The organism is Streptomyces sp. NPDC048604 (assembly GCF_043199435.1).
Taxonomy (GTDB): domain Bacteria; phylum Actinomycetota; class Actinomycetes; order Streptomycetales; family Streptomycetaceae; genus Streptomyces.
Window position 1 is genome coordinate 47,668 of sequence record NZ_JBICVX010000022.1, and the last position, 16,748, is coordinate 64,415.

Sequence of the window (16,748 nt, forward strand, 5' to 3'; positions counted from 1 at the left end):
ATGGAATCGGACTGTTCCCGACATTTCGAGAATACGTAGTCGAATACGTAGTTTCTCCGTCCCCATCATGACGCGCTACCTGCACGGTGGATACGTGTTCGAGCGTCTACGGGTGCGGTCACGTACCCACACCAGCCCGCGGGCCCGCAGCCGGCCCGGCATCCGGGCGCTGCTGGATCCGCGCAGCGTGGCCGGCCGGGCACTCGTGGTCGAGCTGGTCATCGTGCTGCTGCTGGTGGCCGCCGGTGTGACGGCACTGGTGCTCCAGGCCCGGTCCAGCACCGTGAACGACGCCCGGCGGGTGACCCGGGGCGTCGCCGAGTCCTTCGCCCACGCTCCCGGCCTGGTCGCGGCGCTGGACGGCCCGAACCCGTCCGCGACGCTGCAGCCGCGGGCCGAAGCCGTGCGCAAGGCGACCGGCGTGGACTCCGTAGTGGTCCTGACCCCCGACTCCGTGCAGCTCACCTCGCCGTACCCCGAGTACCTGGGCCGCCCGTACGCCCAGCCGCGGTACGTGGCCGAGGAGGTGGTACCGCAGCTGCGGAAGGGGCGGACGGTCACCTTCGAGCTGGAGGAGGCCCACTACCACTCGATCGCGACGACCGTGCCCGTGTTCGGGGCGGACGGCACTCCCAAGGGCGTGGTCGCCGTCAACATCACCGTCGAGACGGTCGACTCCGTCGTGGGCGCCGACCTGCCGGTGCTGCTGGGCGGCGCGGCGGCCGCCGTGGCGCTGGCCCTAGTGGCGACCGTGCTGGCCGGCCGGCGGCTGCGACGCCAGACGCGGGGCCTGTGCCCCGCCGAGCTGGCCCGGATGTACGAGCACCACGACGCCGTCCTGCACGCGGTCCGCGAAGGGGTGGTGATCACCGGCGGCGACGGCCGGATCATGCTCGCCAACGACGAGGCCCGCCGGCTCCTCGCCCTGCCGGCCGACGCCGAGCGGCGGCCCTTGGCCGAGCTGGACCTCGCCCCGGCCACGGCCGACCTGCTGTCGTCCGCCGACGAGGTCACCGACGGCATCCACCGGGCCGGCGACCGCACCCTGGCCGTGAACAAACGGCCCACCGCGCCCTTCGGCGGCCTGCCCGGCAACGTGGTCACCCTGCGCGACTCGACCGAGCTGCACGAGCTGGCCGGCCGGGTCGAGGCCGAAGGACAGCGCCGGCGGCTGCTGTACGAGGCGGGCATGCGGATCGGCGACACCCTGGACATGACCCATACCTGCGACGAGCTCGCCGACGTGGCGCTCGGCCGGTTCGCCGACGCGGTCACGGTCGACCTGGTCGACGCCGTCACGCGCGGCGAGGAGCCGGCCGCGCCCGACCGCCTGCTGCGGCGCACGGCGCTGCGCGGAACGCCCGGCGCGGCCGGGCCCGACGCCGCCGGCGGCGTGGTCGCGGTGGCCGACGGCTCGCCGCAGGCCCGCAGCCTGGACGGCGGCCGTGCGGTCCTGGCGGCCGACGGGCCGCACTCGGTGATCGTGGCACCGCTGCGGGTACGGGACGGTGTGCTCGGGCTCGTCGAGTTCCGGCGGTCGCCGGACGGCACGCCGTACGAGCACGACGACCTGCTGCTCGCCGAGGAGCTGGCCGCGCGCGCCGCGGTGTCGGTCGACAACGCGCGCCGCTTCACCCGCGAGCACGGCACCGCCGAAGCCCTGCAGCACAGCCTGCTGCCGCGGTTCGCACCCCGGCGGACCGCGCTGGAGGTGGCGCACCGCTACCTGCCGGCCCGTGCCGGGGTCGGCGGCGACTGGTACGACGTGATCCCCCTGCCGGGCTTCCGCACCGCCCTGGTGGTCGGGGACGTCGTCGGACACGGCATCCACGCGGCCGTCGCCATGGGCCGGCTGCGCATCGCCATCCGCACGTTCGCGGCGCTCGACCTGCCGCCGGAGGAGATGATGGGCCGGCTCGACGAGCTGGTCGCACAGACCGACGAGGAGTGCGGCGAGTACCAGATCACCGGCTCCACCTGCGCGTACGCGGTGTACGACCCGGTCTCCGGGATCTGCACCCTGGCCCGCGCCGGGCACCTCGGGCCCGCCCTGGTGACCCCGGACGGCGCGGTCGAGTACCCCGAGACGGCGCTGGCGCCGCCGCTCGGCGTGGGCGGCCGGCCGTTCGAGAGCACCGAGCTCAAACTCGACGAGGGCGCGCATCTGGTGCTGTTCACCGACGGACTGGTCGAGACCCGCGAGCGGGACGTCGACCAGGGCCTGGAGCGGCTGCGCTCCGCGCTGGCCGGCGACGGGCGGCGCAGCCCGGAGGAGACCTGCCGGGCCGCCGCCCGGGCCCTGCCCGCCCCGCACCCGTCGGACGACGTGGCCCTGCTGGTCGCCCGGACCGGCCGCCTCGCACCGGACCAGGTGGCGGAGTGGGACGTCCCGATGGACCCGTCCGCGGTGGGGAAGATCCGGAACGCCTGCGCCCGACGGCTGTCCGAGTGGGGGCTCGACGAGCTGGGCTTCACCGCCGAGCTGATCCTGAGCGAGCTGATCACCAACGCGCTGCGCTACGGCACGGCGCCGGTCCGGGTCCGGCTGCTCCGCGACACCAGCCTGTACTGCGAGGTCTCCGACGGCAGCAGCACGGCGCCGCACCTGCGCTGGGCGGCGACGACGGACGAGGGCGGCCGCGGCATCTTCCTGGTCGCCCAGCTCGCCCACCGCTGGGGCACGCGCTGCACGCCGGAGGGCAAGGTCATCTGGTGCGAACTGCCGCTGCCGGACGGGACCGAGTGAGCGGGCGGGCTCGGAGGACAGCGCGGCCCGAGCGCCGTCACGGTATCGACGGGTTCCAGCCGCGCCTGGGGACCGAGTCCAACAGCAGCCGGGTGTACGGGTGTTCCGGCGCGTCGAGCACCCGGTCCACCGGGCCGTGCTCCATCACCGCGCCCGACCTGAGCACGAGCACCTCGTCCGCGATGTGCCGGACGACCGCCAGGTCGTGGGTGACGAACAGGTAGCCGATCCCCGCCTCGCGGCGGATCTCGCGCAGCAGGTCCAGGATCTGCGCCTGGATCGACACGTCGAGCGCGGCGACCGCCTCGTCCAGGACCAGCACCCGCGGCTCCACCGCGAGCGCGCGGGCGATCGCCACCCGCTGGCGCTGCCCGCCGGACAGGCCGCGCGGCAGCGCCGCCGCCTCGCGGGCGCCGAGGCCGACCTGGTCGAGGAGTTCGGCGACCCGGGCCCGCCGCCCGGCCGCGTCCCGACCGGAGTGCAGGCGCAGCACCTCGTCGAGGCAGCCGCTCACCGTCACCCGGGGGTCGAGGGACAGGTACGGGTCCTGGAAGACCATCTGGATCTCCCGGGCCCGCGCGAGCCGTTCGGTCCGGCCGCGGGCGCGGGCCGAGCGGTCCCGGCCGTCGAGGCGGACCGTGCCGCCGTCCGCGCGCTCCAAACCGACGAGCATGCGCACCGTCGTCGTCTTGCCGCTGCCGGACTCCCCCACGATCGCCAGCGAGCCGCCCGGCGGGAGCGCGAACGACACCCCGTCGACGGCCGTGTGGGCCCCGTACCGCTTGCGCAGTCCCTCGACCAGCAGTCCCTCGTCGGCGGGCTTTCCTCCGTCGGCCGTCAGTGTTCCGTCCGCCGGCTTTCCCTTCGTCACAGCGTGATTCCTTCCTCGGCGCGGAGGCAGGCGGCCAAGCCCTCGCCGTGCGGGGCCAGTTCGGGCTTCTCCTGGGTGCAGCGCGCCACCGCGTGGGCGCAGCGGGGGGCGAAGGCGCAGCCGGGCGGGGCCTCGGCCAGGGAGACCGGCCGGCCCGGGATCGGCCGGGGCGCGGACGCTCCCGCCTCGATCCGCGGGGTGCAGGCGAGCAGGCCCGCCGTGTACGGGTGGCGGGGCCGGTCGAAGAGCTCGTCCGTGGACCGGGTCTCGACGATCCGGCCCGCGTACATCACGTACACCCGGTCGCAGACGGCCGCGGCGAGTTCGAGGTCGTGGGTCACGAACAGCATGCCGGTGCCGTGTTCGGCCCGCAGCCGGGCCAGGATCGCGAGGACCTCGGCCTGGGTCGTGACGTCGAGGGCGGTGGTCGGCTCGTCGGCGACGAGCAGCGCCGGTTCGGCGGCGAGGGCGGCGGCGATGACGACGCGCTGGAGCATGCCGCCGGAGAACTGGTGCGGGTGACGCTTCAGGGCTCCGCGCGGATCGCGGATGCCGACCGCGTCGAGGAGTTCCGCGGCGCGGGCGGCGGCCCGGTCGGCGGGCGTACCGGAGGCACGCAGCCCCTCGGTGAGGAAGTCGCCAACGCGGCGCAGCGGGTTGAGGGAGGCGCGCGGGTCCTGGAAGACCATGGCGACCTCGCGGGCCCGCAGCGCGGCGCGTTCGGCGCGGTTCATGGCGAGCACGTCCCGGCCGGAGACCCGGACCGCTCCGCTAGTGCGGGCGCCGGCGGGGAGGAGGCCGAGGATGCTGCGGCAGGCGACGGACTTGCCGGAGCCGGACTCGCCGACGAGACCCACGGTCTCCCCGGCGTGCACGGTCAGGCTCACCCCGTCCAGGATGGGCCGGGCGGCCCGGTCGTCGGGCAGCCGCACGCCGAGTCCGTCGATCTCAAGGACGGGCGTGGCCCGCGTCGTCGAGGCGCGCGTGGTCGGAGCCTGGCTCATGGCGTTCACCGTTCCCGCTTCGCGATCCGGTCGGCGAGGCCCTCGCCGACGATGCCGAACGCCACCACGGCGAGCACGATGCACGCCGAGGGCGCGAGGGCCGGCAGCATCGCGCCCTGGAGCACGGCGGCCTGGCCTTCGTTGATCATGGCTCCCCAGTCGGCGGTGGGCGGCTGCACCCCGAAGCCGAGGAAGGACAGCGCCGCCAGGTCCATCAGGGCGTAGCCGAAGTTCATCGCGGACTGCGCGAGCACGGTGGGCGCGATGTTCGGCAGCAGGTGGCGCACGCACACGGTCCAGCCGGACCAGCCCTGCACCACGTACGCCTCGATGTAGGGCCGGGCCTTCTCCTGCCGGGCGATGCCGCGGACGAGCCGGCCCACGTACGGGGTGTAGGCGACGGCCATCGCGATCACGGGCGCGGTCATGCCGGTGCCGACGACCGACACCAGCAGGATCGCCAGCATCAGGCCGGGGATCGCGAAGACGAGGTCCATCGAGCGGGACAGGAACGCGTCCGCCCAGCCGCCGCGCCAGGCCGCGACCACCCCGAGGAGCGTGCCGAGCAGGGTGGAGACGGCGACGACGAGCAGCGGGCCGAGGAGGCCGGTGCGGGCGCCGTGGATGAGCCGGGACAGGATGTCCCGTCCGGACTGGTCGGTGCCGAGGAGGTGGTCGCCGGTGGTGCCGACGAGGCTCGCGGACAGGTCCAGCGCCTCGGGGTCGTACGGGGCGAGGACGGGCGCGAGCACGGCGACGAGGACGAGCGCGGCGAGCACGGCGACCGAGACCGCGAACAGCGGCCCCTGGCCGAACAGTCGCAGCGTGCGCAGCCCCGGTCGCCGGCGGTACGGCGCCGTGGTGAGCGTGGTGGTCATGACGCACCCTCCCCGGGGGCGAGACGGGGGTCGATCAGCGGGGCGAGCAGGTCGACCGCGAGGTTGACGAGGACGAAGGCCGCCACGCTGAGCAGGGTGACCGCCTGGACCACGGCGAAGTCCTGCGCGGTGACGGACTGCACGAGCAGGGAGCCGAGGCCGGGCACGTCGAAGGCGGTCTCCACGATCGCGGTGCTGATGAGCAGTCCGGCGAGCATGGTGCCGCCGACGGTGACGACCGGGCCGAGGGCGTTGCGCAGCACGTGCCGGCGGACCACGGCCGCTTCGGCGACGCCGCGGGCGCGGGCCACCTCGACGTGCTCGCGGCCGAGTTCGTCCAGCATCGCGGAGCGGGTGACCCGGGCGAGCAGTCCGGCGAAGGTGAGCGCGAGGGCGAGGGCCGGCAGTGTCAGCTGGTGCAGCCGGGCGCCGAGCCCTTCGGCGGCTCCGCCGCCGGGCCCGGGGAACCAGCCGAGCTGGACCGAGAACAGCGAGACGAGTGCGATGGCGGTGACGAAGGAGGGGGTTGCGGTGGCGACGCCGGTGCCGATGAGCACGGTGCGGTCGAGGAGGCCGGGGCGCAGCGCGGCGAGGATGCCGGCGCTGACCCCGAGGACGGCGACGAGCAGGGCCGCGTAGCCGACGAGCAGGGCGGTGCCGGGCAGCCGTGAGCCGAGGAGCGCGGTGACGTCCTGGTGGTACTGGGCGGAGCGGCCGAGGTCGCCGCCGAGGACGCCACCGAGCCACTTGCCGTACTGCACGACCAGCGGGTCGTCGAGGTGGTGCTCGGCGCGCAGCGCGGCCACCGTCTCGGGGGTGGCGGGCCGGCCGTGCAGCAGGAACGTCACGGGGTCGCCGGGGGCGAGGTGGACGGTGCCGAAGACGACGACCGAGGTCACGAACAGCACGGTCACCAGGCCGAGGAGCCGTCCGGCGAGTTGGCGGGTCATGACTGTGCGGCCCCGATCGTCGCGGCCCAGGGGTAGTAGAGCTGGGCGATGCCGGTGGGGGCGCCGGTGATCCGCTTGCCGAGGAAGACCGAGTAGGGCGCCTCGTACACCGGGATGACCGGCAGTTCGTCGAGGGCGAGCCGCTGGAGCGTCGCGGTGAGGACGGCGCGCCTGCCCGCGTCGGGTTCGGCGTTGGCGCGGTCGAAGGCGGCGTCGAAGTCGGGGTTCGACCAGTTGCCGTAGTTCCCGAAGTCGCCGGTGCGCAGGTACTGGTAGAACTCCAGCGGGTCGGGCGTGTTGTCGTAGCCGTTGGTGATGACCAGGTCGAGGCCCTTGCGGGCGGCCGGGTCGACGAAGATGCTGCTGTACGCGTCGGGCGAGACGGGCTTCAGCTTCACGTCGAGCCCGATCTGGCGGCCCGCGGCCTGGACCGCGTTGGCGACCACGCTGATCTCGGGGGCGAGCGAGCTGGTCGCGAGGGTGACCGTGCGGCCGGTGGCGCCCGCCTCCTCGACGAGCTTCTTGGCCTGCGCGAGGTCGTAGGCGGGCTCCGGCAGCGTGTCGTACAGGGCGGCGGTCTTCTCCGGGGCGAGCGCCCACGCGCCACGGGCGGCGGGGGCCTTGGCGGGGGTGCCGACGCCGCCGGCGGCGGCCTTGACGATGTTCTTCCGGTCGAGCGCCAGGGACAGGGCCTTGCGGACCCTGAGGTCGGCGAGCGTGCCGTGGAAGTCGAGGACGGCGAGGTTCGCGGCGGCGGTGTTGGGGCCGAACCAGACCGTGCCCTTGCCGCTGGCGCGCAGTTGCGCGAGGGACGAGGACGGCACCATGTAGCCGCCGTCGGCGGTGCCGGACAGGAAGGCGTTCGAGCGGGCGGCCGCGTCCTCGACGAAGGTGAACTTCACGCGGTTCGACTTGGCGGCGAGCTTCTTGTCCCAGTACGCGGTGTGCTTCTTCAGCGTGATGCTGTCGCCCTGCGCCCAGGTGTCCAGGGCGAAGGGGCCGGTGCAGTTCAGCTTGCCCTTGGGGGTGCCGTAGTCCTTGCCGGCCTTGGCGAGGGAGGCGGCGCCGACGACGGTGCCGGGGGACGCGGCGAGCAGCTCGTGGAAGAGGACGTCGGGCTTGCCGAGCCTGATCGTGACCTCCAGCGGGCCGGTCCTGTCGATGGCGGTGACGTTCTTGAACGCCGAGCCCCAGGGGGATCCGGTGGCGGGGTCGCGCTGCCGCTCCAGGGAGGCGACGACGTCGTCGGCGGTCATCGTGCCGCCGTCGTGGAAGGTCACGCCGGGCCGCAGGGTGTACACGAGGGTGCGGGGGTCGGGCTGCGCCCACTTCACGGCGAGGCCGGGCTCGATCCTCAGGTCGGGGGTGACCCGCAGCAGCTGCTCGCAGACGTTGGCGAGCACGGTGTTGGGCGGGTAGTCGTACGCGAGGGCGTAGTCGAGCGTGTACGGCTCGGCGTACAGGGACCAGGTGAAGGAGTCCAGGGGGCCCTTCGCGGCGGGCGAGGTCGGGACGACGTCGTCGCCGGCGCCGGCGGCGGCGGCCTGGGGCTTGGTGGCGCCGGAGCAGGCGGTGAGGGAGACCGCGAGCGCGGCGGCACAGGCGACTGCGCCGACTCTGGGCATATGCATGCAGACCCACCCCTTTACGGGTGTAGTGACGGGTGCTGGAGGATGGAGCGAGTATTGATGCGGGAACGTTCCCGCACAAGACTTCGCGGAGTTTTGCGGGAACGGTTTTGCGCAGGTCGCGAGGGTGGCAGCATCGGTGCCATGACGGCTTCAGAGCAGGACGCAGCGCCCTCCGTGCCGGACGGCCCCGAGCGCGCCGCACGCCACGGACAGCCCTCGCCGCCCGCCCCGCGCGTACGTCTCGTCGACGTGGCCCGTGAGGCCGGTCTGTCCAAGACCACCGTGTCGGCCGCACTCAACGGCACCGGCCGGCTCTCCCCCGAGGTACGGGAACGGGCCCGCGAGACGGCACGCCGCATGGGGTACCGGCCCAACGCCACCGCGCGCCAGCTGCGCGCCGGACGCGCCCGGCTGATCGGCTACGTGGTCGGCGAACTGGCCGACGCCCCCTGGGCCTTCCTGGAGTCGCCGTACTTCGCCCGGCTCACCGGGGCCACCGCCGCCACCGCACTCGCCCGCGGCTACGCGGTGGTGCTGCTGCCCGCCGGCTCGCTGCAGGACGAGTGGGGCGCGCTGCCCCTCGACGCGGTCGTCGTCGCCGACCCCGTCGCCGACGACCGGATCGTCGAGGACGTGATCGCCGCCCGCATCCCGCTCTTCAGCGACCGGTCCGTGGAGGACCGGCCGGGGGCGCACTGGGTGGACGTCGACGCGGCCGCCGCAGTCCGCCTGGCCCTGGACCACTTCCTGGCCCAGGGCGCCCGGCGGCCCGCGCTGGTCGTGCCGGACAGCACCACCCGCTTCCACCGCGAGGTGTTCGCCGCGCACCGCGACTGGTGCGCGGAGCACGGGCTGCCCGAACGGGCCGTACGCGCCGCCGAGATCGGCAACGGACCGGTGATCCGGGCCGTCGAGACCGCCCTGGCCGGCGGGCCGGAGCGGCCCGACGCCCTGCTTGTGGTCGCCGAGGCCAGCCCGCCGCTCGTCCTGGACGCGGCCCGCCGGCACGGCTACGACGTGCCCGGCGACCTGCTCCTCGCCTGTGTCAGCGAGGACGAGACCGCCGTGCACACCGACCCGCCGGTGACGACCCTGAGCCTGCGCCCGGACGCGGTCGCCGAGGCCGGGATCGACCTGCTGGTGTCCGTCCTTGAGCAGGGGCGTCAGGAGACCGGCGGCGTGCTCGTACCGGTCCGCCTGGACGTCCGCGCCTCGTCGCGACGCGCGGGGTAGTACGGGGCGGCCGGGCACGGCGCGGCCTGGCACGACGCGGCCGGGCTGCGGCGGCGCGCCGTCAGGCCGCGTGCACGAGTCGGCCGCCCACATACGTGCGCTCCACCCTCGCCTCGGCGATCTCCTCCGGCGGCGCGGCGAGGATGTCGCGGTCCAGCACCACCAGGTCGGCCAGGTTCCCCGGCAGCAGGCTGCCGGCGTCGTCGTGGCCGTTCACATGCGCCGCGCCGGCGGTGTAGGCGGCGAGGGCCGACAGAAGGTCGATGCGCTGTTCCGGCAGGAACACCCGCTCGTCCACGGCCCCCGGCTCCCGGCGGTTCACGGCGACGTGGACGCCGGCGAGCGGGTCGGGGCTGGAGACGGGCCAGTCGCTGCCGGCCGCGAGGGTGGCCCCGGCGCGCAGCAGGGCGCCGAACGGGTACTGCCAGCCGGCGCGTTCGGGCCCGAGGAACGGGATGGTCAGCTCGTCCATCTGCGGCTCGTGCGCCGCCCACAGCGGCTGGATGTTCGCGATCGCGCCGAGGGCCGCGAAACGCCTCAGGTCGTCGGGGTGGACCACCTGGAGGTGGGCCAGGTGGTGGCGGTTGCCGCGCCGCCCGTTGGCGGCCACGGCGGCCTCGACCGCGTCCAGGGCCTCGCGTACGGCGCGGTCGCCGAGGGCGTGGAAGTGGACCTGGAAGTCGCGCGCGTCGAGCTCGGCGACGTACCCGCGCAGTGCGTCCGGATCGACGAAGCTGAGGCCGGAGTTGGCCGTCGCGCAGCCGCAGCCGTCCAAGTACGGGGTCGTCATCGCGGCGGTGAAGTTCTCCGCGATCCCGTCCTGCATGATCTTGACCGAGCCCGCCCGGAACCGTCCGGAGGTCAACTCGGCCCGCCTCGCGACGAGTTCGGGGATCTGCTCGCCGCCCCGCTCCCGGTCCCACCACAGCGCCCCGGTCACCCGGGCGGTCAGCGAGCCGTCCTTCGCCGCCGTGAGGTACGCGTCGGAGGGGTCGGGCATCCCGTTGAACGAGCCGAGCAGCGCGTCCTGCCAGCCCGTGACGCCCAGCGAGTGCAGCAGCCGCTGCGCCCGCAGCAGTCCCGCGAGCCGGTCCTCCGCCGTGCTCGGCGGCACGAGGCGGGAGACCAGTCCCGTCGCACCCTCCTGGAGCATGCCGCTCGGGGTGCCGTCCGCCTCGCGCTCGATGCGCCCGTCGGCCGGGTCCGGGGTGCCGGCGGTGATCCCGGCGAGCTGAAGGGCCCGGGTGTTGGCCCAGGCGCCGTGGTGGTCCCGGTTGGCGAGCAGCACCGGCCGGTCCGGCACGACCGAGTCGAGCAGCTGACGGGTCGGCAGTCCGCCGGCGAAGGTCTCCAGCGACCAGCCGCCGCCGGTGATCCACTCCCGCTCCGGGTGCGCTTCGGCGTAGGCGCGGATCCGCTCCAGACACGACGCGGCGTCGACGACCCCGGTCAGATCGCACTGCGCGAGCTCGCTCCCGCCGCCCACGGCGTGGATGTGCGCGTCCTGGAAGCCGGGCAGCAGCAGCTTCCCGGTCAGGTCCACCACCTCGGTGCGCGGCCCGACGAGTTCGCGCACCTCGTCGTGGCCGACGGCCGTGATCCGTTCCCCGGTGACGGCGAGCGAACTCGCCCGCGTCCGGGCCGGATCCATGGTGAGGACGGGCCCCCGGGTGAAGACCAGATCGGCGTGGGGCATACGGCGGCTCCCTTGCATACGGCGGCTCCCTCGCGTGCGACGCAGCGGACGTGGGTGCCGGACGACTGACGGGCGTCATGGAAGCCCGCCGCCCGTTTACACGTCAATGGTGTTGACGTAAGGTCCCGGCCATGTCCGATCGTGTGGTCCCCGAAGGCAGCCGGCGCCGCCGCCGGCCGACCAAGCAGGGCGCCGTCCTGTCCGAACGCCTCATCGTCGACACCGCGTTGCGGCTGGTCGCGGCACACGGCGCGGAGGCCCTGTCGGTACGGCGACTGGGTGCCGCGCTGGGCGCCGACCCCAGCGCCCTGTACCGCTATTTCCGCAACACCGACGCCCTGCTCCTGGCCCTGGCCGACGAGATGATCGGCCGCGCGCAGGAGGGTTGGCGGGCGACCGGGAACTGGCGGGAGGACCTGCGCGCGATGGGCCTGCGCATCCACGCCGCGTACCTCGCCCAGCCCCAGGCGGCCCTCCTCGCCGCGCACCGCACCACGGGCCGCGCGCACGAGACCCTTGCCGTCGAGAGGATCCTCGGCATCCTCCGCGACGGCGGTTTCCCGGACCCCCTGGCGGTACGGATCTACCACGCCTTCGTCGACCAGGCCCTGGCCTTCGCCGCCCAGGACGCCGCGGCGGCGGCCCTGCCGGAGGCCGCGGCGGAGGCGGACGCGGAGGTCTGGCACGCCGCGTACGGCCGCCTCCCCGCGGAGACCCACCCGCACATCGCGGCCACGTACCCGCTGCTCACCGCCGAGATGCGGCACAGCGGCTACCCCTTCGCCCTGGAACTGACCCTCACCGCGGCATCGGCGCTCCACCCGGACGCGCAGCCCTAGGCCCTTACGTCAACACCATTGACCTTGCCGATCGCGGCCGGGTCTCATGAGCGGCACCTCGGAGGAAGCCCCGCGCCCGGGCTTCCCCACCACCCGAAGGAAGCCGCATGAACCCCCTGCTCTCGCTCCGGGACACCGCTCCGACGCCGTTCTGGCTGGACGACCCGCGGCGCCCCGAGGCCACGCCCGCCCTCGTCGGCGGCACCACCTGCGATCTGCTGGTCGTCGGCGGCGGCTACACCGGGCTGTGGACCGCGCTCGTCGCCAAGGAGCGCGACCCGTCCGCCGACGTCGTCCTCGTCGAGGCCGACGAGGCGGGCGGCGCCGCGTCCGGCCGCAACGGCGGCTTCTGCGAGTCCAGCCTCACCCACGGACTGGCCAACGGCCTGGCCCGCTGGCCCGGGCAGATCGGCGCCCTCGAACGCCTGGGCCGCGAGAACCTGCGGGCCATGGAGGACACCCTCGTACGCCACGGCATCGACTGCGACTGGGAGCGCACCGGCTCCCTCGTCGTCGCGACCGAACCCCACCAGGTCGACTGGCTCGCCGAGGAGGCCGCGACGGCCGCCCGGTACGGCGCCGACACCGCCCTGCTCGACGCCGACGCGGTACGCGCCGAGATCGACTCCCCGACGTTCCTCGGCGCCGTCTGGAACAAGAGCGACACCGCCATGGTCAACCCGGCGCGGCTCGCCTGGGGCCTCAAGCGCGCCTGTCTCGACCTCGGCGTCCGCGTCCACGAGCACACCCCGGCGCTCTCCCTGGACGAGCACGGAGCTGTCGTCACCGTCCGCACCCCTTACGGCCGGATCACCGCCCGCAATGTCGCCCTCGCCACCAACGCGTACCCCTCCCTGGTCCGCCGGCACCGCCCGTACACCGTCCCCGTGTACGACTACGCGCTGATGACCGAACCGCTGAGCGCGCGGCAACTCGCCTCCGTCGGCTGGCGCAACCGGCAGGGCTGGGCCGACCCCGCCAACCACTTCCACTACGTCCGCATCTCCGCCGACGACCGGATCCTGTGGGGCGGTTACGACGTCGTCTACCGCGGCGGCCGCGTCCGCCCCGAGCACGCCCGCCGGCCCGAGACGTACGCCACGCTCGCCCGCCAGTTCTTCGACACGTTCCCGCAGTTGGAGGGCGCGCGCTTCAGCCACGCGTGGGGCGGCGCCATCGACACCAGCACCCGGTTCTGCGTCTTCTTCGACACCAGCCACGGCGGCAAGGTCGCCTACGCGGCCGGCTTCACCGGGCTCGGCGTGGGCGCCACCCGCTTCGGCGCCGAGGTGATGCTCGACCTGCTGGCCGGCGCCCGCACCGAACGCACCGCACTCGAGCTCGTACGACGCAAGCCGCTCCCCTTCCCGCCCGAGCCCGTCCGCTCCCTCGGCATCGGCCTCACCCAGCGCGCCCTCGCCCACGCCGACCGCAACGAGGGCCGCCGCAACCTGTGGCTCCGCACCCTCGACCACCTGGGCCTCGGCTTCGGCAGCTGACGCTGCCGGGTCACTGCCGCGCTGCGGCGGCTGCGGCCGTGGGCCGGTCGGTGTCGCCGTGCCAGGTGGGCCAGCCGAGGAGGCGGGGGCGTTCGGTGACCCAGGCGTGGGTGTCCGTGCCGATCTCGGCGCTGATGAGCGCCTCGAGCAGGGTGTTGTAGCGGGCGACGAGGTCGCGGTGGGCCGGGTCGGCGGCAAGGTTGCGCGTCTCGTTCGGGTCCTCGGCGCGGTCGTAGAGGACGACGTCGTTCTGCGCGTACAGCGCCTCGGGGCTGGTGGGGCGGTTGGGGTTGAGCGGGGAGAAGTAGCGGCCGAAGGTGTAGCGGCTGTCGGTGTAGCCCCGCAGGAACCCCCGCTTGGTCCAGTCCGGGCGCAGGTCGCCGGACTGGATCCGCCGGGGGGCCTCGGGGTCGGAGAACTCGAACCAGAAGGAGGCGTCGAGGGCCAGGACCGACTCGACGGCGGTCAGGACGCCTTCGCGGACGGTGCCGCCGTTCAGGGCGGGGCTCAGGGAGCGGCCCTTGAGCGCGGGATGGCGGGTGGCGGTCCGGGCCGCGTCGACGCCGGCGAACTCGAGCAGGGTCGGGACGAGGTCGACCGAGGAGGCGAGGGCCTCGGTGCTCGCACCGCGGGGGAAGTCGGGGTGGGAGAGGATGAACGGGACGTGGAAGTTCTCGTCGTAGACGAGGGCGCCCTTCTGGCGCAGGCCGTGGGAGCCGGCCATCTCCCCGTGGTCGGAGGTGAAGACCACGACGGTGTGGTCGGCCTGGCCTGAGGCCTCCAGGGCGTCGAGGACGAGGTCGATGCTGCGGTCCACGTCGCGGATCGCGTTGAGGTAGAAGTTCAGGCCGTCGTACCAGTGCCCGTCGTCGGCGACCGTGCCGAAGACGGTGTCGAGCATCCGGGCGAACTCGGCCACCGCCGGCGCCGCGCCGCTCAGGTCGTCGTGGAGGCTTGCGGGCAGGTCGAGGTCCCAGCGGCGCTGGTAGACCGGGATGTCGGCGGCCGTCTTCATGACGAACGCGTGGGCAAGGGCCGGGGGGAGCTGGATCTGCGTGCGCCCGCCGTAGTCGAAGCTCATGATGTCGTGCGGGTTGACGAAGTTGACCGCCATGAACCACGGCCGGTCCGCCTCCACGACCGGGGCCCGGTTCCGCAGCCATTTCACGGCCTGGCCGGCGATGACGGGGTCGAGCTTGAGCCCGGCCCAGGCGCCGCCGTCGATGTCGCCCCAGTCGTTGAACTCGCTGAACCCGTACGGCTCCAGCGCGTTCGTGGTCGGGCCGGGGTTCTCGGCGGTGACGTAGGCGTTGGAGAGGTGCCACTTGCCCTGGTAGGTGCAGTAGTAGCCGGCCTCGCGGAGCATCGTGCCGAGCGTGCCGAGCCGGGGGTCGAGCGGGCGGATGTACGGCATGTTGTCGTTGTCGTAGATCTCGGTCAGCGGCATGTGCTGCCCGGTGTAGATGACGGACCGGGCGGAGCTGCACATCGCCGAGGCGGTGTAGTACCGCTCGAAGGTGGTGCCCTTCTCGGCCATCCGCTCCCGGGCGGGCAGCGAGAAGCCCTGCGGCCGGGGAATCACCGCCCGTTCCTCGTCGGTGACGATCATCAGGATGTTCGGACGACGTGTCATGCCCATCAGCCCTTCGGGGTGATCCAGGCGCTCGTCCGCGTGTCACTGGGGAGGGCACGGGCGCGCGGAATGGTGCGTTTGCGCCGAATCTAGGGCTGCGGCCTTACGAAGCACGCGAGGACGCGGCAGACCGGGGGCCGTCCGGGTGAGCCGGGTGGATCGCGGGTTCAGCCCGTCGCGGCGGGCGGGAGCCCGGCGTCGTTCCCGTCGGGCAGGCCCTCGCGCAGGTGCGGTCGCGCGGCGGCGGCCTTCCTGTGCCAGGCGCCGTATCGGTTCGCGAGGAAGACGGCGGAGGCGCCGTGCAGGAGGATGCTCAGCGCGACGGTGACCGCGACGACCCGGCCGAGCAGCTGCACCCCGGGGACGTGCTCCTCCACCACGAGCAGTCCGAAGACGACGGAGGCGAGGCCGCGCGGCCCGAACCATCCGATGTAGCCGACGGTGGGAAGGCCCAGGCCCGTTCCGGCGAGGGAGAGGGCGACGGGCAGCATCCGGACCACGGTGAGGCTCAGCACGGCGTAGGCGATGATCCGCCAGTCGAAGTGCTCCAGCGCCGGACCGAGCAGGACGGCGCCGAAGACCAGGAAGCTCAGCGACGCGAGCAGCTCGGCGAGACGCGCGGCGAGATCGGCGGTGTCATCGCCCGCGGCCGGGGTGTCCGCTGGGCCCACTGTCGGGCCCGCCGGAGTGCTCTGACGCAGCGAGACGCCGAAGGCGAAGCCGGCCACCCAGGCCGAGATGAACCCGCTCCCTTCGACCACGGCCCCCAGCGCGTACGCGCCTGCCGCCACGGCCAGCACGAACACCTGCCGCCACGCGTCACCGACCCAGCTCCTCTCACGCGACCGGCGCAGCACCCATCCGCCGCCCCACCCCACGGCCAGCCCCAGGACGGTGCTGAGCACGAGCGCCCGCCAGAAAACCCCGGCGACGCCCTCCTCCGAAGCCGTCGTTCCGGGCAGCGCGGCAAGGAAGAGCACGAAGAACGGCAGCGCCATACCGTCGTTGAGGCCGCTCTCGACGTTGAGGCCGCTGCGCACGAGGGGAGGGACACGCGGGCTGGAGACCGCGGTCTTGCCCAGCGCCGCGTCGGTCGGGGCCAGGATCACCCCGACCAGCGCCAGCTCCCACGCGGTCAGCCCCGGCAACAGGGGCCAGGCCAGGAGCCACCCGGCCCCGATGGTCAACGGCAGCCCGATCCCGAGCAGACGGCCGGGGAGGAAGCCGCCGACGCGGAGGTCCCGTCGGCGTACGGACATGGCGTCGGTCAGGAGGACCAGCACCAGGGCCGCTTCGACCAAGGTGAGCACCGGCCCGGAGTCGTGCTCCAGACTGATGAGGTCGAGGCCGATCGGGCCGATGGCCACCCCTAAGCTGGTGAACACCATCGGCCCGGAGACGACGGTTGTGGACAGCCGCCGGGAGAAGAGCGCGTACCCGGCCGTGACGGCGGCCACGGCCGCCCCCGTCCACGCGCTGCCGCTCACCGGACCGCCCCCTTCCGATATTGAGCACCGATCAGGACGAAGACATCAATCCGCCCATGATCGGACTCCGCGACGTCCGCACCCGACATCGACACGGTGGGGTCGCGATCGGCCGATGGTGGTGCACGCCCGCTCCGGATGGCTCAACTCAGGATGCCGCAGCCGCGGCGATCGGGAGGAATGGATACCTACGGCAGTCACGACAGGCCGCGGCACAAGCTGGAGGACGGATGACCGGCCCGACGGAACCAGCGCATGACCCCGCCCAGGACGATGCGTCA

At 73.8% G+C, this 16,748-nt stretch carries 12 protein-coding genes; 4 read left to right on the plus strand and 8 right to left on the minus strand.

Going from position 1 to position 16,748, the window contains the following annotated elements; genetic code table 11:
* The first annotated feature begins 67 nt into the window (after positions 1-67).
* Positions 68-2,746, plus strand: coding sequence for a SpoIIE family protein phosphatase (locus ACGFMM_RS32845; protein ID WP_393650139.1), 2,679 nt, complete (start codon positions 68-70; stop codon positions 2,744-2,746).
* A gap of 37 nt (positions 2,747-2,783) precedes the next feature.
* On the opposite strand, the gene ACGFMM_RS32850 is transcribed toward ACGFMM_RS32845, so the two are convergent.
* From ACGFMM_RS32850 to ACGFMM_RS32870, 5 genes are read right to left on the minus strand one after another with little or no spacing between them, the layout of a single operon-like run.
* Positions 2,784-3,617, minus strand: a complete 834-nt coding sequence (locus tag ACGFMM_RS32850; protein WP_393650140.1) for an ABC transporter ATP-binding protein — start codon at positions 3,615-3,617, stop codon at positions 2,784-2,786.
* Positions 3,614-4,621 carry an ABC transporter ATP-binding protein gene (locus ACGFMM_RS32855; protein ID WP_393650141.1) on the minus strand — a complete coding sequence of 336 codons (1,008 nt, stop codon included), beginning with the start codon at positions 4,619-4,621 and terminating at the stop codon, positions 3,614-3,616. The genes ACGFMM_RS32850 and ACGFMM_RS32855 overlap by 4 nt, the downstream gene beginning before the upstream one ends.
* 5 nt (positions 4,622-4,626) lie before the next feature.
* Entirely contained in the window at positions 4,627-5,499 is an 873-nt protein-coding gene (locus tag ACGFMM_RS32860; RefSeq protein WP_393650142.1) for an ABC transporter permease, read from the minus strand.
* On the minus strand, positions 5,496-6,449 hold the full coding sequence (locus tag ACGFMM_RS32865) for an ABC transporter permease (protein WP_393650143.1): 954 nt from the start codon (positions 6,447-6,449) through the stop codon (positions 5,496-5,498). The genes ACGFMM_RS32860 and ACGFMM_RS32865 overlap by 4 nt, the downstream gene beginning before the upstream one ends.
* Positions 6,446-8,080, minus strand: a complete 1,635-nt coding sequence (locus ACGFMM_RS32870) for an ABC transporter substrate-binding protein (RefSeq protein ID WP_393650144.1) — start codon at positions 8,078-8,080, stop codon at positions 6,446-6,448. The genes ACGFMM_RS32865 and ACGFMM_RS32870 overlap by 4 nt, the downstream gene beginning before the upstream one ends.
* Positions 8,081-8,221: 141 nt before the next feature.
* Between ACGFMM_RS32870 and ACGFMM_RS32875 the strand changes: the two genes are divergently transcribed.
* Positions 8,222-9,313 (plus strand): LacI family DNA-binding transcriptional regulator, encoded by a 1,092-nt coding sequence (locus ACGFMM_RS32875; RefSeq protein WP_393650145.1) that lies wholly within the window; start codon positions 8,222-8,224, stop codon positions 9,311-9,313.
* Positions 9,314-9,374: 61 nt separating this feature from the next.
* Here the strand turns inward: ACGFMM_RS32875 and ACGFMM_RS32880 are convergent, their stop codons facing one another.
* Positions 9,375-11,009 (minus strand): amidohydrolase, encoded by a 1,635-nt coding sequence (locus ACGFMM_RS32880; protein ID WP_393650146.1) that lies wholly within the window; start codon positions 11,007-11,009, stop codon positions 9,375-9,377.
* 131 nt (positions 11,010-11,140) lie between these two features.
* On the opposite strand from ACGFMM_RS32880, the gene ACGFMM_RS32885 reads away from it, so the two are divergent.
* Both ACGFMM_RS32885 and ACGFMM_RS32890 read left to right on the plus strand, forming a co-directional pair.
* On the plus strand, positions 11,141-11,848 hold the full coding sequence (locus ACGFMM_RS32885) for a TetR/AcrR family transcriptional regulator (protein WP_393650147.1): 708 nt from the start codon (positions 11,141-11,143) through the stop codon (positions 11,846-11,848).
* A gap of 107 nt (positions 11,849-11,955) precedes the next feature.
* Complete coding sequence (locus tag ACGFMM_RS32890; RefSeq protein WP_393650148.1) at positions 11,956-13,347, plus strand: NAD(P)/FAD-dependent oxidoreductase; 1,392 nt, start codon at positions 11,956-11,958, stop codon at positions 13,345-13,347.
* Positions 13,348-13,357: 10 nt separating this feature from the next.
* Here the strand turns inward: ACGFMM_RS32890 and ACGFMM_RS32895 are convergent, their stop codons facing one another.
* A complete protein-coding gene (locus ACGFMM_RS32895) occupies positions 13,358-14,980 on the minus strand; it encodes a sulfatase-like hydrolase/transferase (RefSeq protein ID WP_393650149.1) in 1,623 nt (540 codons plus the stop codon).
* Between the two features lie 167 nt (positions 14,981-15,147).
* A complete protein-coding gene (locus ACGFMM_RS32900) occupies positions 15,148-16,467 on the minus strand; it encodes a cation:proton antiporter (RefSeq protein ID WP_393650150.1) in 1,320 nt (439 codons plus the stop codon).
* Positions 16,468-16,748 lie beyond the last annotated feature (281 nt).